The organism is Parabacteroides gordonii MS-1 = DSM 23371, from assembly GCF_000969825.1.
GTDB lineage: Bacteria > Bacteroidota > Bacteroidia > Bacteroidales > Tannerellaceae > Parabacteroides > Parabacteroides gordonii.
Genome location: NZ_KQ033919.1, coordinates 2,809,978 through 2,832,743, shown reverse-complemented (window position 1 = coordinate 2,832,743; position 22,766 = coordinate 2,809,978). Strand labels below are relative to the sequence as shown.

Below are 22,766 nucleotides of genomic sequence, written 5' to 3'. Positions count from 1 at the left end.
TAAATCTTTCAAAGAACTTTCGCTTTCTTTTCGATTGCGGCTGCAAAGGTAAGGACTTTTTTTTAACTACCAAATTTTTCAGAAGAAAATTTGAAAAGTTTTTTTTCAGTCGCTGTGGCGGTTGGATTGTTGCTTAGCATCGCTAACCTCATCCCCTCTCCTCAGGTTACCTCTTTCATCATGTATCATGCGCCGTTCTCTCTCGAATGCGGGTGCAAATGTAGTCGATTACTACATATACTCCAAACTTTTCACCAATTATTTTTTATTTATTTTTTCACGGCAGGCACTGTATTATAATGTACGCATAAAAGAGAAGAAAAAATCTTTTCGGCAGTAAAACACGAAACGATCCGCTAGTGACCTTTACAACAGTACGGCCTTAAAAGTGTTTCACCTATATGAAACAAGTGTTTCTTCTGGGTGAAACAACTGTTTCTCTATAATGAAACACTTTTAAGGCTATATTGTATAGACATGCAAACGCTCTAGATTACATCACAGGAGCATCCGGAGCTTTACCAGGCTTCGGCGCTTCTCCTTCTTTATAGTCAGGTAATGCTCCCATTTCATATTTCTCCGGGCCATAGCGAAGAGTAGATGCCATAATCTCATCCCAGGAAATAGGTTTTCCGGTATAAGCAGCTTCACGTCCGAGAATAGCAACCTGAGTAGAATAGGCCAATGCCTCTGCCTGATTGATTTTTTTATCCAAACGTATTGACTCCACCAGATGAACATGTTCCTGATCATAAGGATTCTTCACTGGTTTATTCTTATAATCATATTCCCAAAGGGTATTTCCATTATAATCGAGGATTTTTATTTCCCCGCGGTCATTCAACTGGGCAACACCTTTGGTTCCATAGACTTGTTCGGAAACATTTCCGTCGCAACCATCGATCTGACGGGCGGTTGCCAACATGCGTTTATTATTGTTATAGTAATAATCTACGCTAAAAAAATCGTAGATATCACCGGTAAGACGTTGCGCACGGCCTCCGAAACCGACTGCACGAACAGGACGGTCTTCCATAAACCAAGTCACCACATCAATATTATGAATAGCCTGATCCAGCAGATGGTCACCACTTAACCATTTAATGTTAAACCAGTTGCGGATACAATATTCCATATCGCTCCATTCTGGGCGTTTACGTTTGTTCCACCAGGCACCCTGATCCCAATGAGCTGAACTAGATACGATATCGCCGATCAAACCGTTCTTCACCTGTACATAGGCTTCCCAGTAATCTTTACGGTGACGGCGTTGGTTACCGGTAACGACCGTTAGCCCCTTGGAAGTAGCCACTTTAGCTGCCGCAATCACAGTACGGATGCCCGTCGGATCAACCGCACAAGGTTTCTCCATAAAGATATGTTTGCCTGCCTCAACAGCTGCTTTAAACTGTTCCGGACGGAAATGCGTCGGAGTACAAAGCAGAACTACATCGATATCGTTCAATGCCAACACCTTCTGATAGGCATCAAAGCCGAGGAAACAATTGGCATCAGGTACTTCATTCTGGAATTCATCTTTTAATACTTTCCGGCAAGTAGCCATCCTGTCGGGAAACAGATCGGCCAAAGCAATGATAGATACATTCGGCCCGGATTTGAGAAACTGGGTAGCTGCTCCGGTTCCACGGTCGCCACAACCAACTAAAGCTGCTTTCAAAGGTTTTCCGTCGGGAGCGACTTCTACGAAAGAAAACATTCCCAATTCTTCCGGAGAATAATTTTTCGCAGTAGTATCTGCATCTTGTTGTTGTGTACACGAGGTCATTACAGCCGACGACATACCCAGCGGTATTCCGGCCCCCAGCAAAGCTGTGTTTGTTAAGAAATCTCTTCTTTTCATGGTATTTAAAATAAATAGTATAGTTATCTGACGCCCAAATATATGAATTCAAAAGCAAAGAGACAAGTATAAATCAGGTTTTATACCCCACATTACTAGACGTATATACAGAACTTATATGTATTCTATACAATAAGATAACAGATATTGTAGAAAATACGGCAAGTATACAGCCTGAGTGCCAACATTCAGTAATACAATAACTAAAAAAGTCTAAACAAAAGATGTATCATCTTCCAAAGCATATTTTTCGTACCTTTGAAGCCTAAACAATAACATTTATAGTATGATGAAAAGCTCAAATTATCTTCTCCTCCTCGGATTGGGGCTTACTACTCTATTCTCCTGCGAAGAAGCAAAAGCACCGGATCCTGTTTATCCTATCCCGACTCCGGAACAAGTAGAATGGCATAAAATGGAAACCTATGCTTTCGTTCACTTTGGTTTGAACACGTTCAATGATCTCGAATGGGGATATGGAGATACTCCTGCCTCCACTTTCAATCCTACCAACCTGAATTGCGACCAATGGGTACGCACGATCCAGGCTGCCGGGCTAAAAGGAGTGATCCTCACCGCCAAACACCACGACGGTTTCTGCCTGTGGCCTACCGCAACAACAGAATACAGCGTCAAAAACTCTCCTTGGGAAGACGGTAAAGGAGATATGGTAAAAGAGCTGTCGGACGCCTGCCACAAACACGGACTGAAATTCGGTATTTATTTATCACCGTGGGATCGCAACAGTGCCAATTACGGACAACCCGGCTATGTGGAGAAGTTCCATGCCCAACTGCATGAACTGGTTTGCAACTACGGCCCTTTATTTGAATATTGGTTCGATGGTGCGAACGGGGGAAACGGCTGGTATGGCGGAGCGAACGAAAGCCGCTCCATCGATCCTACCACTTATTATAAATATGAAGCAGCTGTCGATACGATCAGAAAATATAATCCTTCCGTGATGATCTTCGGTGGAACCGAGCCGACTATCCGTTGGATCGGCAATGAAGAAGGCTGGGCCGGAGATACACAATGGAGCATGTTCACCAAAAAAGAGGGTATCCACTACCGTCAAAGCCAATGGGGACTGGAAGACGGCGACCAATGGCTGGGTGGCGAGTGCGACGTATCCATCCGTCCGGGTTGGTTTTATCATGCACGCGAAGATCATCAGGTAAAATCATTATCCCACCTGGTCGACCTGTATTACCGCAGTGTAGGCCATAATGCCAACTTCCTATTGAACTTCCCCGTTGCCCTGAACGGACAAATAAGTCCGACCGACTCTATCCGTGCAGTCGAATGGTACCAGACGATTCAGAATGACCTGAAAACAAATCTCTTGAAAGGAGTTTCCGTAGAAGCCAGCAACTCCCGCGGCGGCCAGTTCAAAGCCGGCAAGGTTAATGACGGCGACTGGGATTCCTATTGGGCTACAGAAGACGGCGTTACAAGCGGAACACTTACATTTACATTTAAGAAGCCGACGGATGTAAACCGCCTGATGATACAGGAATACATTCCGTTAGGCCAACGTGTGAAAGCTTTCACCATCGAAACAGAAAAAGACGGACAATGGACACCGGTTGAAGCTGCCGACTCGACTACCACCGTCGGCTATAAACGTATCGTCCGTTTCCAAACGGTAAAAGCCGATAAGATACGTATCAACTTTGAAGACGCACGCGGCCCGTTATGTATCAATAATGTAGAAGCCTTCCTCGCTCCTGCGTTGCTGACAGAACCGGCTATCCGGCGCGACCTGAAAAATATGGTTACCATCCGGGTAGAAGACAAAGGTTCCGAACTCCACTACACAACAGACGGATCAGAACCCACAAAAGACTCCCCTCGTTATACGGAGCCTTTTGCCTTCGATCAAAAAGGAACGATCAAAGCTATTTCATACGACCGCACCTTCGATAAGAGCAGCCCTGTATCGGCTAAGGAGTTAGATATTCCGGCTTCCGGTTATACGGTTGTTTACCCGAAAGATGAGAAAACAACGGTTATGTTCGATGGAAACGGATATACTACTTTCTATCTGCCGAAAGGAAAACAGGAAATTGAAGTACAACTGTCTGCCGAAATGCCGATTGCCGGCTTCCGGTATGTACCGAACCAAGGACGTGATGCAGGTGGACATATCTCAAACTATCAATTGTTTGTAAACAACAAGAAAGTAGCAGAAGGCGAATTCTCCAACATCAAACATAATCCGATAGAGCAGGAAATACGTTTCCCGGCCGTAAAAGGGGATAAGATACGCTTCGTGGCAACACGCATTGTCGATAACCAGCCACAGGCGGGAATTGGGGAGTTTTCAGTGATTACGAAATAATTAAAAAATCAACATTAGATGGGACTACCTTAAAAAGATAGCCCCATCTAATTTTTACACAATTTCACACCAATGAGTCATTTATTACCCCTATCGTTTTTTCATAACTCATTTTCAAAACTTCCTTCACATCCATACTCTCCCAATATCCTTTATTAAATAATTCTACCGATAAAGCACCCTGAAATCCGGAATCATACAATAAAGGGATTATCTTCTTAAAAGGGCATATACCATCACCAGGAAATACCCGATCCGAATCTTTTAACTTTTCCCGAGGAGGCAAATCTGGATAATCGTTAATATGTAATACAGGAAGAGCTTTCCCATTTACCAGATGTAGGCTATCAAAACTATTTCCACCTCTATACAGATGGTAAAAATCCAATAAGACCGATGCCTGAGGATGCCCCGTGGCTATAGCAATAGCAATAGTATCTGACAATTGATTTAACACACCTGCTCCCCAAAGCTCCAAGATAGGAGTTACACCAATCGCATTGCCCAATTTCAATATTGCTTTATAACGTTCTGCATATTCGAATAATTGTGACCGATCAAAATGAGTAATGCCTTGTACAGGAGCTGCGATAAATTTACCACCAAGCCTCGAGGTCATTTCCATATCATGCCTCATCTGCTTCAATCCTTCTTCACGCTTCAGAGGATCATCTGCAAACCAGGCTGCAAAGCCAATCATATTTTCCAATAAAAGTCCTGACTCTTTCAACTGTTTACTCAATTCCTCATATGATCCTCCTTGATCCACAAAAGCTTGTACATCCCGAGTCCACAATTCAATTCCTTCAAAGCCAGCCTCAGCACATAAAGCGATTTGTTGCTGTACTGATAATTTATATCCTGATATCGTCGAAACATTTAGACTTACACGGAACGGTCGTTTATCTGAAGAGGCATTCATCGAATTCTTTTTTCCAGGAATACAGGAAGTCCATTCAGCGAATGCACTCCCCAAGAAAGCAGATCCGGTAGTTAGGAGCATATCACGTCTTGAAATCTTTTTCCCAAGCATATTTTTATGCATTAATATTAAACTTCTAATGATTTCCGAGCCTCACGATCCGGATCATTCCGAACCTCACACACATTATTCAGTATCATAACTTCTCCATTTTCCTCTGAATATTCCGGCCAAACAGATAATTCACCACCATTCGGATCGCCTGTCCGCATAAAGTTTAATAGAGCTCCTGACATTTTATCGGATAATACACGAGGAATTTTGCCTCCTCCTGTATGTGTAAACATCCGATCTGTATTTTTAAACCAAAAACAAATATCCAGGCAATGAAATGCACGCATACGATTATTAAATAAAGGGGGACACCAACCAAACCATGCCACATATACAGGCTGACCTTGTTTCAATTTTGCATTGGCAGTCTTTACCACCTGCTGACGGGAAGAAGATATCATAGCCCACAACTCCATCGGAGTTTTATCCGGGAAATTCTCAGCAAAAGCTCTCACTATCGATTCTGCCTTATCTCCATATTGAGTTCTAATCTTTTCTACAACCTCTTCTTGAGTAATCATTTCTAAAACGGCATCCGCTCTATTGGGATTCCACTCATAGAAAGTCGTACAAAAAATCATAGGTACAACCGGAGAATCCAAAGGACTCTCCCCCGAATAAAAGACTCCAACAGGAATATTCCTATCATCGGCAACAGGACCAAAAGTCCTTCTCATATTGATATTTTGATCCTCCCTGCACTTTTTACAAGCCCTATCGGCAATATCCAGATAATCCCTCCAGGGTATTTCCTGGAGTTTATCAATTTGAGAAGGGGTTAACCCAGCCTCTTTCAATATATACTCGCCAACTTTCCGGGTCATCGCCTGATCTGAAGCTCCTATTGTTGATCCGCTTAATGCAACAGCCCTATGGATCAACCCTTTTGCAGCAGGCATAGCAGCCACAGTACATACTTTGGACCCTCCGCCGGATTGTCCCATTATCGTTACATTTTTCGGATCTCCTCCAAAATTAGATATATTATTATGAACCCATTCTAAAGCAGCAATGATATCCAACATTCCTACATTACCGGAATCCTCAAACTTATCACCTCCCACAGCTGAAAGATCGGAAAAACCAATTGGTCCTAACCGATGATTAATAGAGCAAAACACCACATTCCCTTCCCGACTGATATTCTCGCCATGATATCCATCCTGCTCAATACCACTACCATTTGTAAAACCTCCCCCATGTAGCCAAACTAAGACCGGACGTTTTCTCCCATCCGCTATCCCCGGAGTCCATACATTTAAGTAAAGACAATCTTCACTTACATCCCAATAATTCCAATGATCAGCAAAAGTCCCATAATTATTAGGCCAGCGATTCTCCATTCGCTGAGGAGCCGTATTTCCATAAAAAACAGCGGGTCTAACTCCTTCCCATGATTCAGGCTTCTGAGGTGGCATAAAACGATTTTTACCAGAAGTATCCGCCCCATAAGGAATCCCGAGAAAAGTATATACATTATTCAATAAATAACCCTGTATTTTCCCATATTCCGTCTGGGCTATAGCGATATCATCACCTATAAAAAGGATCTGATCATCGTTATTTACCTTTCCACTTTCATTATGGGAGTTTCCGGATGAAACACATGAAGCAGAACACATCAAACTTCCTATACTCAATGTAGCTGTACCCATCCCCAAATTTCTTACAAATTGTCTTCTGTTTATTTTCATAATAATCATTCTTAATTCATATCAATAACCAAAACCTCTTTGGGGGTTAATTCAAGATTTTCTGTGAAAGTGATCACTCGCTTCGTTAAAACATCCTTTCCTTTTGTTCTTCCTCTCAATGATTCGGCATAACGAGCAAGTGGTAATTCCACCTCTTTATTTGAGCCATTGATAAAAACCATAACACTTCTATTGTCCAAATAACGTTCATAGACATAAACACCAGATTGAGGCATGAAATGTTTCATTTTACCTTCTGAAATAATCTTATTACCTTTTCTCCATTTTAATAGCGTCTGCAAGTAGTCCCATGCCTCATTTTGTAAAGAGGAACGTCCTTCACGAATAAACCAGTTTTGAGAATCATCGGCCCATCCACCTGGAACATCCAATCGAATATTTCCATCTCCACCCGGACGATTCTTTGTTCCATACATTAACCACTCATGTCCGTAATATAATTGAGGAGTACCCGGAATTGTCAATAAAAACGCTGCACCCTGTTTATATCCATCTAAATCCGTAGGTTCAGACCGCAGGAAACGATCCGTATCATGATTATCCAAAAAACGCAAGACATTTTTAATATCCGGATAAACAAAATCATAGCACAAATGATCATAGATTTTATTTAATTGTCCTTCAGATGCTGATTTATCATTAAATATACCACTGGCAATATCCATTAAAGTAAAATCCATAACTGATTTTAGTTCTGTGCTTTTCCCGAAATTCAACTTACAGTCCTTTTGCCACCAAGCCGTACCAATCGTATAATTCGTCCAAATTTCTCCTACAATATTAAATTGAGGATATTCATTCATTACCTGAATATTCCATTCCCGCATCATATCAAAATCTGCATAAGGATAAGTATCTTGCCTTATCGCATCAATCCGGGCATATTCTATCCACCAAATTGAATTTTGGATAAGGTATTTAGCGATATGCGGATTAGCTTGATTAACATCAAATCCAAAACCAGCATATTTCATCACATCAGAATCATATGTAGATGCATAAGTATCATAAAATATAGCTTTAGCATGATTCCCTCTTTTAGATGGACTCTCATTGAACCAATCTTTAGAAGGAACATCCAAAACCCATGGATGATTTCCACCTATATGATTAAAAATCATATCCATTACCACTCGTAAACCTTTTTTATGCGCTTTGTCAATCAAACGCAAATAATCCTCATTTGTTCCCAAACGCCTATCTACATGATACATATCTGTCGAGAAATAACCATGATAAGATCCGCCCTTTGCATCATTCTCCAAAACAGGATTTAGCCAAATAGCAGTCACACCTAAATCCACAAAATAATCAAGATGGTCTTCTATTCCTTTCAAGTCACCTCCATGCCTTGCTCCCGGCTTACTGCGATCCACTACATATTCAGCAGACATAGGGACATGGTCATTGGAAGGATCACCATTGGCGAAACGATCCGGCATAATCAAGTACAATACATCTGAAGAATCATATCCCTGAATATCAGAAGTGTTTGCTTTACGTTCTTTTAATTCATAGGAATACACAATTTTCTTTTTCCCTTTTACAAAAGTTATATCAAAAAAGCCAGGTTGAGCTTTAGATAAATCAAGATATAAAATCTGATAATTGGGACTTTCAACCGTTACATAGTTTTTCAAACAGACATGAGGATCACTTATAATCGGATGATATTCAGAAATATGATCCCCATATACCATCAATTGAAGTTCCGGATTTTTCATTCCTGTCCACCAAAACAGAGGCTCTATTTTATTTATATTTTGAGCAGCAATATCTCCAATTATAAACAAAAAGTAAAAAACAAATACCATTATTTTTCTATACATAACTAATCTGGATTTAAGAGTAACTGATAAAAAGAGCGAGGAATACTCGCCCTCAATAAACATAGTTCTTACATCAATTCATATTAACATCTGGATTTCCATTTTGCTCAACATCCGGAATTTGGAACATAACTTTATGAGAATCCCATGCTTCTCCACGAATAGGTTGTTTCAAGCGTTTTAACTCAAACAATCTTTCTCCTTGCAATGCTATTTCCAAACGACGTTCTTTTTGCACCGTTTTGATAATAGTTGCTTTATCACGATTTACAGTCATCACTTTTCCATAAGCCCTTTTCTCTATTTTTTGGAGTGCATTCAATGCTAAATCCATATTACTGTCAGATTCAGCCAATGATTCTGCATATATCAGAAGTAACTCATTATAACCCATAATTATCCCGTCCATATGTTCATAATCGAATTTAACAGTGTACCATAAGCCATCAATATTTTTATAGAAAGTCTGAAAACGACGGTCGTTGTTATGATCATAAGCTGCTATCAGGGCATTAGAAGGTCTACTTGTAGGCAATGCCAACCCATTAGTACGATAGTCCCTTAATCCTCCCCATGAATCTTCGATTAAAGATACAGAAGGAATCATCATAATAGTTTCTTTTGTAATCGTCTTCTTCTCTGCTCTTGCATATTTAGCAGACAAATCTTCATCTAAATCATATTTTTGAGTATTAATTAATTCTTCTGCACATTTTGCGGCATTTGCAAAGTCATGTTTATAAAAATAGACTTTTGCCAGTAAAGCTTTAGCACCGTCAGCAGTAGCTCTTCCTGAAGCTGGATTTTCTGTTTCGGAAAGATGGGCTATTGCATATTCTAAATCCGAAATAATTTGCGAATAGACTTCTTTTACACTTGAACGTTGAACTATTTCAAACGCAGATACCCTATCCATCACTCCACGTAAACGCAGAGGGACTCCCATCTCGGGCACATCCTTTGTTTCTTGAGCATAAGGAAGCCCAAAGGCACGAACTAAATGAAAATACCCAAACGCGCGAATAAAAGAAGCTTCCGCCTTAAACTGAACCTCCTTTTGTGGATTTTCAGATAATATGCTTTCTCCCAAATCACTAAATGCAACTTGATTCACCATATTAATTGCTTTATATGTAGCTGTCCAAGTATCACGTCCAACGGCATTTACTAAGTTCATCGTATGAGCACTCATCTGGACCCATTCAAATGTTGCAACATCTGCAACACCATCATCGGCAATCACATCAAATCCACGTAATGTACGTCCACCATAAAAACCTGAAGACCGAATTTCATTATAAGCTCCTAACAACAATTTATCTAAATCTTCGACTGTCTTTATGCGATCATCCGTCAATTCCAGACTATCCGGTTTGATTTGCAAAAATCCCATATCATCACATGAAGTATAGGCTAATTGAGCGCCTAACATTATTATTGCAATATATTTTGTTTTCATAATATCTTCAATTTAAAAGTTTACACTTAATCCAACTGTATATGTACGAGCCTGAGGAGGAGTCAAATAAGTTACATTCAAACTTAAATTTCTCTTTTGGGCCGAATCGACATCACGCATAATTTCAGGTTCACCACTGTATTTATTATAATACTCACTGAAAAGAGTTAGTAAGTTGGTAGCCTGGGCATATAAACGAATGTCACGAATATTAAGCTTATTAATTTTAATACCTTTAAACGTATAACCTACGCTCACATTTTTCAAACGCAAAAAACTCGCATCATGTAAATACTCCGTTGTATTTCTAGCTAATTCAATTCCACTTTTACCCAAACTAACACGAGGTATATCGGTAATATCACCAGGCTTTTGCCATCTGTCAAGAACATTGCTTTTCAAATTCCACGTACCGACATTATTCATTTGGAACTTCTCTCCGTCATCATAAATATTACCACCGATCTGGAATGTAAACATAAATCCAAAATCCCAATTCTTATAAGTAAATGTATTATTTAAACCGCCAACAAAATCAGAATAAGGGTGTCCTACTGGTTGCCGATCTCTATCTGCATTATATTCCTTTGTTTCTCCAATGGGTTTCTTATTTTCATCAAGCATTTCATAAACAGGCATACCGTCCTCCGGATCTACACGCAAAACTTTAACAAGGTAGTTGACTCCAATAGGCTGACCTACCAGAACTCGTGTATCGCCTTCTCCACTTAATGCATCGGGTCCGGCATTGCCAACATCCAATACTTTGTTCTTATTGTAACTGATATTAAAATCAGTAGTCCAGGCGAAATTTCTATTTGTAATATTCACTGATTTAATATTAAATTCCACACCAGTGTTACGTACCTTTCCTATATTTGCCAAAAAAGCTGTATATCCGACAGAGGCTGGTACACTTACATTCAGGAAAAGATCCTTGGAATTTTTATTATAAAAACCTATTTCACCGGAAATACGATTCTTCAAAAATCCATATTCCAACCCTACATCAAACGTAGATGTAGTTTCCCATTTTAAATCCGAATTTTTCAGCGAATTAATATGCCAATAATTATCTCCTACATATAATTGATTCGTATTCACACTAACAGCTCCCCATTGTGCATAATTGGGAATCTCAGCATTACCGGTTATACCAAAACCTGTTTTCAATTTCAATAAACTTACTACATCATTGTCCTTCAAAAAATCCTCTTCCGTTATAAGCCAACCGATAGAAGCAGCGGGGAAATTACCAAATTTATTATTTTCCCCAAATCTAGATGAACCATCCCTACGATAAGTTCCGGTAAACATATATCGATCCATTAACGTATAATTTATACGTCCGAAGAAAGAAATAAATGAAAAATCCTGATTGGGATATCTCGTAAATGTCTTATTTGCCTCATCAAAAACAGGATTTTTAAATAACCAATTTTCTTTTCCCTGTTCAAATACAACATTCGTATAATTTGAAACACGTGTAGACTTGAGAACTTCTGTACCTAACAGGAAATGAAATCGATGTTTATCATTAATTGCCAGACTATAATTTAATAGAGCTTTTGCATTCCAATTTGTTTCATAACGATTTGTCACGTTACTATTGGGCTTTGTCGATAACTCTTTAGTTCTCAAATAATTTGATTCATTATCCCGGTAATCAATATTTCCTTCCAAACGCAATGACAGCCCTTTTATAATCTGTAAATCCGTATATAAACTAGCCATTGTCCGTTGAGTAAATATTCTACGCCTTTTCTCATTAACCTCTGTCACCGGATTTGTTGACAGAGGAAAAACATAATAACTGCCATCTGAATTATATGCCGGATAGTAAGGTAAGGAACTACTAACAGCACGTCCCCAGCCACCATCCCAACTTGAAGGAGTAGGACGATGATCTGTATGAGAGAAACTAAAATTTCCTCCTATCTTTAAAATATCAATAGGTTTATAATCAATATTGAGGCGTATACTTGTCCTTCCAAAATGATCATTTACCAAATATGAATTCTCCGCAACATTAGATATACCTAGGTAGGTTTGAATCTTCTTATTACCCCACGAAACTGAAAGATCATTATAAGTAGAGACTCCCGTTCTGGTAATAAGATCCTGCCAATCTGAATTATTTTGTAATGCTTGTTCTTCTGTAAAACCTCCAGGATAGGTTGAAACTGTAGAAGGATCAGGAGCTCCAGTAGGATTATAATTATAATCATTATCCAAAGCCTCTTTATAAATTTTCAAATAATCTTGCGTTCCTAACATATCAACTTTACGGTTAAGAGTTGAAAATGCAACTTTAGAACTAAAATTAACTTGTGGTCTTCCTGATTTCCCGCGTTTTGTACTAATCAAAACAACACCATTCGCACCTCTGGAACCGTAAATAGCCGTAGCTGAAGCATCTTTCAAGATTTCAATACTCTCAATATCATTCGCATTAATTGACGACATCGGATTATCTTGTGCTGCTCCTACCCGATCTCCTGCATTTTGCATAATAGGGATTCCATCAATGACAATCAGGGGATCACCACCTGCAGTAATAGAAGCAATACCTCTTACACGAATAGCGGCACCCGAACCAGCTAAACCAGATGTTTGAGTAACCTGTACTCCAGCAGCACGCCCTTGTAATGCTGCATCAAAAGAACTGGTTGGAACCGACATCAGTTCTTCACTACCTACTTTGGCTATCGAACCAGTGACATCCCTTTTATTTTGTACACCATACCCAACGACCACCACTTCATCAAGTGCTTCTATATCTTCCGACAAACGAATATCAATACGAGTTTGATTACCGACCTTTATTTCCTGCGATTTATATCCAATATAAGAATAAACCAAAACCGCATCTCTATCAGGAACATCTATATTATATTTCCCGTCTATATCTGAAGTTGTCCCTGTTATTGTTCCTTTCACCTGTATCGCTATAAACGATAATGGCTCTCCAGTATTGGCATCAGACGCCGTTCCTGTAACCTTAATTTGCGCAAATGCTGTTAATGAGAAAAGTGTAAGCGCAAAACTGATTAGAAATTTACTAATACTTCTCATGATTATTAAATTTAAAGTTAAACAAGTTCTAAAATATAAACACCACGGGCAGGAATGCTCACAGCCGTATCTAATGTAATATTCGTATCATTTATAATATCCTTTCCAGACTTATACTCTTTTACGACTTCATGAAAACGCCCCATATCCAATATCTGATCTTGATCTGTACCATTCATCAAAACAAGTACTGTTTTGTCATCCTTTACACGTGCATATACATAACAGCCCGATTTATCTGGTGTGTAATGTACTAACTTTCCAGTTGTTATAGCATCATTACCTTGCCTCCACATCAATAATTTTTTCATATAATTCCAGGCTTGATTCTGTAAAACTGTACGCCCTTCAGATGTAAAAGCATCTTTCTTATCTTCTGCCCATCCTCCTGGAAAATCAGTACGTATAACTCCATCACCTTCTGCTTTTGTACCAGACATCAGAATTTCCGTTCCGTAATAAATTTGAGGAATACCACGAGTTGTCAATAAAAATGCAATAGCCTGTTTATACCGCCTTAAATCAGAATCTTCTTTTTGCATAAATCTGCCTAAATCATGATTATCTAAGAAAATCAATACATTATTTGGATCTGGGAACAAAAAGTCTTGTGCTATTACCTCATAAATTTTAAACAAGCCAGCCTCACTACCTTCACGACTGGAGCACTCATCCGTGAATGCCTTCTGACAAGTAAAAGTCAAATCAAAATCCATGACCGTTTTTAAATTACTGTTTGAATTATTGATTTTCGAACCTTTTTGCCACCATGCCGAGGCCGTACCTCTAGGATACCAGGCCTCACCTACAATATTAAAATCAGGATACTCATCTTCGACAGCCTTACACCAGGCAGCCATAAAGTCATAATCAGCATAAGGATGCGTATCTTGACGAATACCATCAATACGTGCATACTCAATCCACCAAATACTATTTTGTATTAAGTATCTGGCCAGATGTTTATTCTTCTGATTCAAATCTGGCATTCCTCTTCCAAACCACCCATTCACAAGAATATCTTTTTCCGACTCCGGAGCATGAATATCCATCAGAGTCCATTTAAAATGAGTTGTCTGAACAAAGTTATCCTGATTATTCAGCCAATCAGAAGAAGGAAAGTCTTTTAACCACCAGTGTGAACTTCCACAATGGTTAAAGATCATATCCATCACAACCTTTAAGCCTTTATCATGCGCTTTATCAATCAACTCGCAATATTCTTCATTTGAACCAAACCGAGGATCCACGTTATAAAAATCAGTAATTGCATATCCATGATAAGATCCTCCAGGCATCTTATTCTCCAAAACTGGGTTTAACCAAACTGTTGTAACCCCCAACTCATGGATGTAATCTAATTTATTTATTATCCCCCTCAAATCACCACCATGACGGGCTCCTCCTTTAGAGCGGTCCACTTTCACCTCATCCAAATTATCATTCGATGGATCTGCATTGGCAAAACGATCCGGAGTAATCAAATACATTACATCAGTTGAAGAGAAGCCGGCAGCACCAGGTTTCCGACTTCTTTCCTTTAACTCAAATTGCTGTACTTTCTTATCCTTTCCATTCTGGAAAGTAATATTCATAATACCCGGTTGAGCGTCCTGAGATATATCCAGATAAATGAATAAATAATTAGGATTTTCCAATCCAACAACTTCTTTCATTCTGACACCGGGATACTCAATCCGTACTTGAGAATGGGCTATGTTTTTACCATATACCATAATCTGCAATTCGGGATTTTTCATACCTACCCACCAACAGGCAGGTTCTAGTCTTGTAATGTCAATCGCATACACAAGACAAACATTAAATAAGAAAATGGCAAATAATAATAGTCGTTTCATAATTATACATATTAAATTTCAGGAAATCTCCAAGGCTCCCGATAAACCTTCTTCAGGTATGCGTCTGCTTTAGGATTATTAACAAACTTGCGAGCATTAGGGTCATATGCGACACGAGTTCCTGTCAGATACGAGATGTTAGCCATATGGGCAAGGATCGTTGCAAATACACCTTTCTCTATTGGGCTGTTCGTAGCCGTTGATTTATTTAATATGCACTTACACCAATTCGTTGCATGAGCCTCAACACCACCATCTTCGAATTTTCCGATCAATTGTGCACGGTCTGTCAATAAAATACCCTCTCGGGTTTTCTCCGGAATCAGCTCATAGCCGTCACGGTTGCACACCAAAGTTGCTTTGCTTCCGACCCAGGCTACTCCTTGATTTCTGTTGTATAAATAAGCTACCTGTTGAGCCCATTCTATATGAAAATTCTTATATTGAAAAATACTTGTCTGACAACTGGGAGTTTCGTTAAATGATGTGGGATCTTTATATGCTGTAGAAAACACGGCTTCAGGATATTCACGATCACATAATCCCAATGCTTTCAGACCGTCAAAAGCAGAATCGATCCAATGCACGCCCCAATCCGTTTGCTGTCCACCACCATAATCCCAAAAACCACGCCAGCCACGAAAGCGGGAATTATTGAAGGGACGTTCGGGAGCCGGCCCTAACCACATATTATAATCTAATGTAGAAGGAGCGGAAGAGTCCGCCACTCCCGGACGCGGATTGGTGGATTGACACAGCCATAACTGTACCTTATAAACATCACCTAAGACTCCTGATTTCAATATCTCGTTAGCCGCCTTGAAATAACGTTGGCTTGTTTGCCAAAGCCCAGTGGTCACTATTCCCCGATATTTTTTCTGAACATCCATCATCACATTACATTCCGAAATAGAATTAGCTACGGGTTTTTCCACATAAATCGCCTTTCCGGCTTTCAATGCCTCGACAAATATATAAGGATGCCAGTGATCCGGCGTAGCAATAATCACTCCATCAATATCCTTGTTTGCCAGAACTTCTCTAAAATCATTATAGGCTTTAACGGAGGCTGTTTGTTCCGGATAATCCGCCTTAAATCGGGCAATCTGTTCATCAAGCCTTACTTTGTTTACATCACACATTCCCACGCAATGCACCCAGGGATTATCCGTTAATGCTCCCTGCAGATCCCGGCATCCCATCCCCACACCGATCACTGCAATATTCACCCGTCCATTAACTACTTCTTCCTTTTTCTGAGTTGCTGGCGATGGTGATGCCGATGATAAAAGAGGAGAAATACCCAAACCTGCTGCTAACATCGTCGAACTTTTTAAAAATTTTCTGCGTGTTGTCATAAGTTATTATTTTAAGGTTAAACATTATTCTATAAATTACGAATCCATATATTCCGGAAAGCAACTTCGACTCCATGATCCTGCAGACTAAGGGGCATACGACCATGAGCAACATATTTAGGCAAACCGGTATAAGGAGTTGTACCTTTCAGCACATAATTATTCTGTACTACAATGCCATTCAACACAACCGTTATCATTGCCGGAGATTCCAATACATCGTTCGTACCAAAACGAGGAGCTTTCCAATATATATCATATACCTGCCATTCATTCGTCTTCGTAAAAGCATTTGCCAATGGCGCACTTTGTTTATAAATACTACCAACCCAACCGTTTACGTAAGTAGGATTATCTTCACAATCCAAAACTTGTACTTCATAACGGCTCTGCAACATGATACCACTGTTGCCTTTCATTTGCAGTGTATTCTCTTTTCCGGGAACAGGAGTTTTAAATTCAATATGCAGCTGACAATCTCCAAAGTATTCCTTCGTTCGAATTGATCCAGTTCCTGGAACTACAATCATTGCCTGATCTTTCACTGTCCATTTGGCCGGTCCACCTTCTTTACCTGCCGATTCCCACATAGAAAGATCTTTCCCGTCAAACAGAATAACAGCATCGGAAGGAGCTCCGTTCCCTATCCCTGGTTTTACCTTAGGCGGTACGGGAGAATACCATTCTGTACTTTCCGGTTTCCATTTTTGTTGTTGGCTACTCTGTTGGGCATTCATACAAAATGTCACACATAAAAGGTAGATAAATACAAATTCTTTTTTCATATCAATAAGTATTAAATTAATGTATCCTGTATAAATCAAAATATGAAGCTATCACAAATGTATTACTGATTCTAAAAATCAAACCATCTAATCATATCAAAATCATTTCAGATTGTTGCAATCTCTCAATATCCGGACTTTTTCATCTATTGATGAGAAAAACAGATCATGAATGATACGATTTTACACAACGAAGCAAACCATATCCTTCCGTCATATTGCGTCTTCTTTCACGAATTTCTTCCAATGTCTGTGAATCTCCGATAGAAGGCATTTCGTGTTTCTTCGCATCTGTCAAAAACCTCCAGGCATATTCAGAAGCTATCGCCGCATCAGCCATTAAGGGTAACTGTGGATTGATTGTTTTTGTCTGAACAGAATCTGCAAACAAATTACAGAGGATATCTATATTCTTTCCACCATAAGGTTTTTCTATTTGAAGAGTCGTATTTACTCCTCGTAAATCTACGATTGCCGTTTTAAAATCATGAGTCATGCGGACGATACCTTTCGTACCTATTATATCAACATAGGAGTTATGCGTTTGTTTTTTAGACAATTGCCCGTATACATGCCCTTGGGTTATATCAAAAACGATTCCATTCTCGAAAGTGCCATGACACTGCAACCACCAGGGTTCGTGATAGTCCCACATTCTAACAGCCTGTGCATGCCAGGTCTTATATTCACATTCGGCATACCAACGGGCGATATCCACATAATGCATACCACAATCATGAAAAGACGGCCCCTCATACTCATGTCCTTCACCCGGTGCTAACCCCGGAGTCATATGGCAAATGCGGATAATTGCCAGTTCTCCGATTTCCCCTTGTTGAATAAACTCTTTAATCGCATTATGATACCAGGAATTACGCAAATACAGGTTTACCGTCGAAAATAAAGCAGTATCCTTTACCGTTCTGACAACCTCCCATTCATGTTCAATCGTGTCAGCAATCGGTTTTTCTGAAATTATATGCTTCCCAAATGTCACAGCTTTTCTGATCTGTCTCAAGCGGGAATCAGCCAGAGTGAACAAGCCGACCACCTCTACCTCCGGATCTTCAAATATAATTTGCTCATCAGCTATTATTTGTGTATTCGGAGATTTACTTTTTGCCAACTCTCGTGCAGCTGGATCTGTATCACAAATATATACAAGATCCCATTTCTCACTTTTCCGCATCTCTTCCAAATAAAAACCGCCCATGCGGCCAAAACCGATTATTCCTACTTTTACTTTTGAACTCATATGATTAATCTTTACATGTTCATACTGACTATGCCAAAAGTAAACAGCCACAGAGCAAACATCCCGGATTATTTTATCAAATTTGTTATCTTTCGTATCAAAAAGGCCATATTTCAACTGACAGATAAAAATACCCATACAAAAAGACGGATATTGATACGATATGAAATGGAATGACACAAATATTCAAGAACAAAAACAAAAAAGTTGATATCTTGCAAACCAAATAAGAAATACAAAAAGGATATGAAATATCTATTTACTTTATTATGCTTATTCAATCTCGCTAATACGAGTGCTAATCCCTATTACTTCAAATCTTATGGTATGGAGGACGGATTAAGCAACAATCATGTTACATGCTGCATACAGGATCATTATGGTTTTATGTGGTTTGGAACCAGGGACGGACTGAACAGATTTGACAGTAAGAAATTTCATACGTTCAAAAACTATTCTACTGAAAACGGATCATTAGTCAGTAACTATATATTAGATTTAGCAATCAGTCCGACCGGAGATATTTGGGTTAGTACCAATATAGGCATTCAAAAGTATGATTATCAAACAGATTCATTTTCTCTTATAGAATTTACAAAAGGAATAAGCTGCCATTCATTACAATTTGATCAACAAGGAAATTTATGGACACTTCTCTACGGAAATTCTCTCGTAAAATACAATGATTCTCAGAATTTACATATAAATTATTCATACAAAGGAGATCCTGTTACTTCTTTTTATATCACCACACAAGATCAAATCTGGGCAACGACATCCAACGGCGATATTATATTCTTCGATCATATCCTGAATGAATTTGTAGCTTTAGACTTAAACAATCAAAATATGCAACAACCTATTTATAATATGACAACCATATGGTCTTCTCCTTCAAACGATATATTATTAGTAGGTACTAAAGATAATGGTATCAAACGAATTGACACACAGACAAAAACATACAAAGACATTTTGCCTCTACAAAAAAAATCGCCACTCTATACGAGGAATATTATACCGATAACCAATGAAAAAGTATGGATCGCCACTTTCAATGGCATTTACATTTATGATATTCTTTCAAGCTCCATAATGCAAATACAACAAAATAAAAGTAATCCCTACTCACTGTCCAATAACGCGATTAAACAGATTTACAAAGATCAGGAAGAAGGAATTTGGATTTGCACGGATAACGGAGGCATTAACTATTGTCCTCCATATTCCAATATCAAACGGTATTACAATATCCCAGGAGAAAAAACGATCAATGGAGATATTGTTCATGATATTTGTATCGATACAAATAATAATATCTGGATCGGAACAGAAGACGCAGGAGTTAATAAACTAAATACCAGGGAACAAACTTATACTTATTTCAACGACACAAACGGGCTTTCCCAGAATTGTATACATGGTTTGACCTTAATCGGGAATCACCTTTGGATAGGGACACATGCCAACGGGATTGATGTCATGGATATACATACAGAGAAAATTATCAAACACTATACCATAGCCTCTAATCCTTATGTCGATAAAAATGATATCATTGTATATTTATATAAACTCCATGATAACAACTTATTAGTAGCAACAGCACTGGGTCTGTATCAATATAATGCTCAAAAAGATATCTTCGAACGATTCAGCCAGTTTCCTGATAATTGCAGAATACAAACTATTTTTGAAGATCATGAAGGAGTTATCTGGGCAGGAACATTCAGTAAAGGACTGTATTTTTATAATCCGGTAAATCAGCAACAGGGAGAATTCAGACTGGACTCAGTAAATACAAACTCAGACCGGATGATTAATGATATTTATGAGGATAGTAATAATAACCTATGGTTTGCCACCGGAGATGGATTAAAAATGTATGACCGCGTTAGCCGGAATAATATAAAATACAGCGTAAAAGATGGATTACCCAGTAATGTGATTTATCGTATTGAGGAGGATAATAAAGGACAAATGTGGATCAGTACAGCCAACGGGCTTGTTTGTCTTAATCCTATAAGCCGTGAAATAAAAGTTCTGAAGAAAGAGCACGGCTTAACTTCAAATCAGTTAAATTATAACTCTTCGATGAAAACACCCGATAAGGAATGATCAGTTTTCATCCGGACAATATCCGGGAATCTACGAGTCAGCCCAAAGTATATATGACACAAATCAACTACAATGACCCGGAGAACAACATGTTACAGCAGGAAGACATCACATTCAAACAGAGCATCATCTTAAAATATGACCAATCGACATTCTACATCGATTATACTTCATTAAACTTCCAGGCTCCCAATCTTACTCAATATGCTTATTGCATGGAAGGATTAAGCTCCAAATGGTATCATGTAGTCGGAGAAAACCGGGTATATTTCACTAAACTCTCACCCGGGAATTATACTCTTAAAGTAAAAACAGCCAATCTATCCGGTATATGGAATGATGTACCTGCCACTTTTAATATTACCATCCTTCCCCCCTGGTGGCTCTCTACTACTTCACTAATTATATACGGAATAATAGCAATTGGAATTATTATTTTACTATTTATCATGATAGATAAACATAGCAAGACCGAAATTCGAAAAAAGATACAGGAGTTCGAAAATGAAAAGGAGAAAGAACTCTATCTTGCTAAAATCAACTTTTTCATCAATATAGCCCATGAGATCCGGACTCCGCTAACGCTCATTAAAAGTCCATTGGAAAAAGTAACCAAAGATATAAAATTATCACCTGCTGCTAAAAATTATCTGGCAATAGTAGATAAGAATGCAAACCGGTTACTGGATCTGGTAAATCAACTTTTAGATTTCAGAAAAACAGAGATAGAAGGATATAAACTTAATTTTGTACATACGGACGTCATCTTGCTTATACATGAAACTTATGAGCGTTTTCAGGATACAGCCGAAAAAGAATCTCTGAAAATGGTCATTGAAGAGGATATAAAATCATTCTACGCATTTGTTGATAAAGAAGCCTGTACAAAAATACTCAGCAACCTCCTGTCGAATGCTATCAAATATGCAAAAAGTAAAATCATCATTCGTTTTGAATCAAAAGTGAATGACCATTTTACTATAGATATAATGAATGACGGAAATCCAATATCCAATGATATAAAAGAAAAAATATTCAAACCTTTTTACAGGGATGAATCTTCCTTTCACAAATCCGGAACCGGATTAGGATTACCATTGGCCCGCTCATTGGCCGAGATGCACGAAGGATCATTAACACTGGAGGAAGTATTTTCCGGCTTAATTACTTTTAGATTGCGTTTGCCAGTCAACCAACCCAATTCCCTGAAGCTAGACGAGGAAAAGGAGAAAAAAGAAATTACTCCCACCATTGATCGGGAATATATTATAAAAGAATCACAGCCAACTATACTTATTGTAGAAGATAACCGGGAAATGCTACACTTTATAGGACAAGAAATAAACCTTCACTATAATGTAGTCACAGCCAGTAACGGCGAAGAGGCCATTCTATGTCTGAAAAAACACGGCATACAGCTGATTATCAGCGATGTCATGATGCCAGTCATGGATGGATTTACTTTATTGAAAAAGATTAAAACCGATCTTGAGTTCAGCCACATTCCGGTGATCCTTCTTACTGCAAAAAGTACTTTGCAATCCCGTATGAAAGGCCTTGAACTCGGAGCGGATGCGTATATAGACAAACCTTTCTCTATGGATTTATTATTAACTCAAACAACAAACCTGCTGAACAACCGGACTAATATGCGGACTTATTATTTCAACTCCCCGATAGCAAATATGAAATCCATAGCCTATACCAAGGCTGACGAGAGTTTTCTGAAAAAACTCAATGAAATCATTAATAGCCATATCAACGACGTTGATATGGATGTCGATATGATAGCCGGCTTAATGAATTTAAGCCGGCCCACTCTTTACCGTAAAATCAATGGTTTATCCAATATGACTCCGAATGAACTGATTAAGATCAGCCGCTTGAAGCGAGCCGCAGAACTAATCCTACAGGGAGATATGAAGATTTATGAAATAGCCGAAATAGTAGGATTCAACTCCCAGTCATATTTCAGCCGGGCTTTTGCCAAACAATTTAACATGAGCCCTTCACAATTCGCAAAAGAAAACAACGTAGAGATAAAATAAGCCGATTGTGATGGAGTAGCGATA

The 22,766-nt window shown here is 38.8% G+C and carries 11 protein-coding genes and 1 pseudogene; 2 read left to right on the top strand and 10 right to left on the bottom strand.

Annotation, left to right across the window (positions count from 1 at the left end):
* Positions 1 to 493: 493 nt before the first annotated feature.
* Positions 494 to 1,861, bottom strand: coding sequence for a Gfo/Idh/MocA family protein (locus HMPREF1536_RS10695; protein ID WP_044193633.1), 1,368 nt, complete (start codon positions 1,859 to 1,861; stop codon positions 494 to 496).
* 289 nt (positions 1,862 to 2,150) lie between these two features.
* Here HMPREF1536_RS10695 and HMPREF1536_RS10690 point away from each other — a divergent pair, with 289 nt between their 5' ends.
* Positions 2,151 to 4,205, top strand: coding sequence for an alpha-L-fucosidase (locus HMPREF1536_RS10690; RefSeq protein WP_028730369.1), 2,055 nt, complete (start codon positions 2,151 to 2,153; stop codon positions 4,203 to 4,205).
* A gap of 64 nt (positions 4,206 to 4,269) precedes the next feature.
* On the opposite strand, the gene HMPREF1536_RS10685 is transcribed toward HMPREF1536_RS10690, so the two are convergent.
* The 9 genes from HMPREF1536_RS10685 to HMPREF1536_RS10645 form a co-directional block, all read right to left on the bottom strand.
* On the bottom strand, positions 4,270 to 5,238 hold the full coding sequence (locus tag HMPREF1536_RS10685) for a sugar phosphate isomerase/epimerase family protein (protein ID WP_028730368.1): 969 nt from the start codon (positions 5,236 to 5,238) through the stop codon (positions 4,270 to 4,272).
* A gap of 17 nt (positions 5,239 to 5,255) precedes the next feature.
* Positions 5,256 to 6,935: a carboxylesterase/lipase family protein gene (locus HMPREF1536_RS10680; RefSeq protein WP_028730367.1), complete on the bottom strand. Its 1,680-nt coding sequence runs from the start codon at positions 6,933 to 6,935 to the stop codon at positions 5,256 to 5,258.
* Positions 6,936 to 6,946: 11 nt separating this feature from the next.
* A complete protein-coding gene (locus HMPREF1536_RS10675) occupies positions 6,947 to 8,785 on the bottom strand; it encodes an alpha-amylase family glycosyl hydrolase (RefSeq protein ID WP_028730366.1) in 1,839 nt (612 codons plus the stop codon).
* Positions 8,786 to 8,858: 73 nt separating this feature from the next.
* Complete coding sequence (locus HMPREF1536_RS10670; protein WP_028730365.1) at positions 8,859 to 10,244, bottom strand: RagB/SusD family nutrient uptake outer membrane protein; 1,386 nt, start codon at positions 10,242 to 10,244, stop codon at positions 8,859 to 8,861.
* 12 nt (positions 10,245 to 10,256) lie between these two features.
* Entirely contained in the window at positions 10,257 to 13,319 is a 3,063-nt protein-coding gene (locus HMPREF1536_RS10665) for a SusC/RagA family TonB-linked outer membrane protein (RefSeq protein ID WP_044193632.1), read from the bottom strand.
* A 17-nt stretch (positions 13,320 to 13,336) separates the two neighbouring features.
* The gene (locus HMPREF1536_RS10660; protein WP_028730363.1) at positions 13,337 to 15,178 is read right to left on the bottom strand and encodes a glycoside hydrolase family 13 protein; all 1,842 of its coding nucleotides are present in this window, start codon (positions 15,176 to 15,178) and stop codon (positions 13,337 to 13,339) included.
* An 11-nt stretch (positions 15,179 to 15,189) separates the two neighbouring features.
* Positions 15,190 to 16,536: a Gfo/Idh/MocA family protein gene (locus HMPREF1536_RS10655; protein ID WP_028730362.1), complete on the bottom strand. Its 1,347-nt coding sequence runs from the start codon at positions 16,534 to 16,536 to the stop codon at positions 15,190 to 15,192.
* A 29-nt stretch (positions 16,537 to 16,565) separates the two neighbouring features.
* Complete coding sequence (locus HMPREF1536_RS10650) at positions 16,566 to 17,321, bottom strand: 3-keto-disaccharide hydrolase (protein WP_028730361.1); 756 nt, start codon at positions 17,319 to 17,321, stop codon at positions 16,566 to 16,568.
* A 166-nt stretch (positions 17,322 to 17,487) separates the two neighbouring features.
* Positions 17,488 to 18,576, bottom strand: coding sequence for a Gfo/Idh/MocA family protein (locus tag HMPREF1536_RS10645; RefSeq protein WP_044193689.1), 1,089 nt, complete (start codon positions 18,574 to 18,576; stop codon positions 17,488 to 17,490).
* A 246-nt stretch (positions 18,577 to 18,822) separates the two neighbouring features.
* Here HMPREF1536_RS10645 and HMPREF1536_RS28425 point away from each other — a divergent pair.
* Positions 18,823 to 22,742 (top strand): annotated as a pseudogene (locus HMPREF1536_RS28425) (hybrid sensor histidine kinase/response regulator transcription factor).
* The last annotated feature ends 24 nt before the right edge of the window (positions 22,743 to 22,766 follow it).

What these genes read in the sequence shown, in the direction of transcription:
- HMPREF1536_RS10685 (WP_028730368.1), bottom strand. Translation starts at nt 5,238, where the DNA reads ATGCTTGGGAAAAAGATTTCAAGACGTGATATGCTCCTAACTACCGGA.
- HMPREF1536_RS10675 (WP_028730366.1), bottom strand. Translation starts at nt 8,785, where the DNA reads ATGTATAGAAAAATAATGGTATTTGTTTTTTACTTTTTGTTTATAATT.
- HMPREF1536_RS10645 (WP_044193689.1), bottom strand. Translation starts at nt 18,576, where the DNA reads ATGAGTTCAAAAGTAAAAGTAGGAATAATCGGTTTTGGCCGCATGGGC.
- HMPREF1536_RS10660 (WP_028730363.1), bottom strand. Translation starts at nt 15,178, where the DNA reads ATGAAACGACTATTATTATTTGCCATTTTCTTATTTAATGTTTGTCTT.
- HMPREF1536_RS10670 (WP_028730365.1), bottom strand. Translation starts at nt 10,244, where the DNA reads ATGAAAACAAAATATATTGCAATAATAATGTTAGGCGCTCAATTAGCC.
- HMPREF1536_RS10680 (WP_028730367.1), bottom strand. Translation starts at nt 6,935, where the DNA reads ATGAAAATAAACAGAAGACAATTTGTAAGAAATTTGGGGATGGGTACA.
- HMPREF1536_RS10655 (WP_028730362.1), bottom strand. Translation starts at nt 16,536, where the DNA reads ATGACAACACGCAGAAAATTTTTAAAAAGTTCGACGATGTTAGCAGCA.
- HMPREF1536_RS10695 (WP_044193633.1), bottom strand. Translation starts at nt 1,861, where the DNA reads ATGAAAAGAAGAGATTTCTTAACAAACACAGCTTTGCTGGGGGCCGGA.
- HMPREF1536_RS10690 (WP_028730369.1), top strand. Translation starts at nt 2,151, where the DNA reads ATGAAAAGCTCAAATTATCTTCTCCTCCTCGGATTGGGGCTTACTACT.
- HMPREF1536_RS10650 (WP_028730361.1), bottom strand. Translation starts at nt 17,321, where the DNA reads ATGAAAAAAGAATTTGTATTTATCTACCTTTTATGTGTGACATTTTGT.
- HMPREF1536_RS10665 (WP_044193632.1), bottom strand. Translation starts at nt 13,319, where the DNA reads ATGAGAAGTATTAGTAAATTTCTAATCAGTTTTGCGCTTACACTTTTC.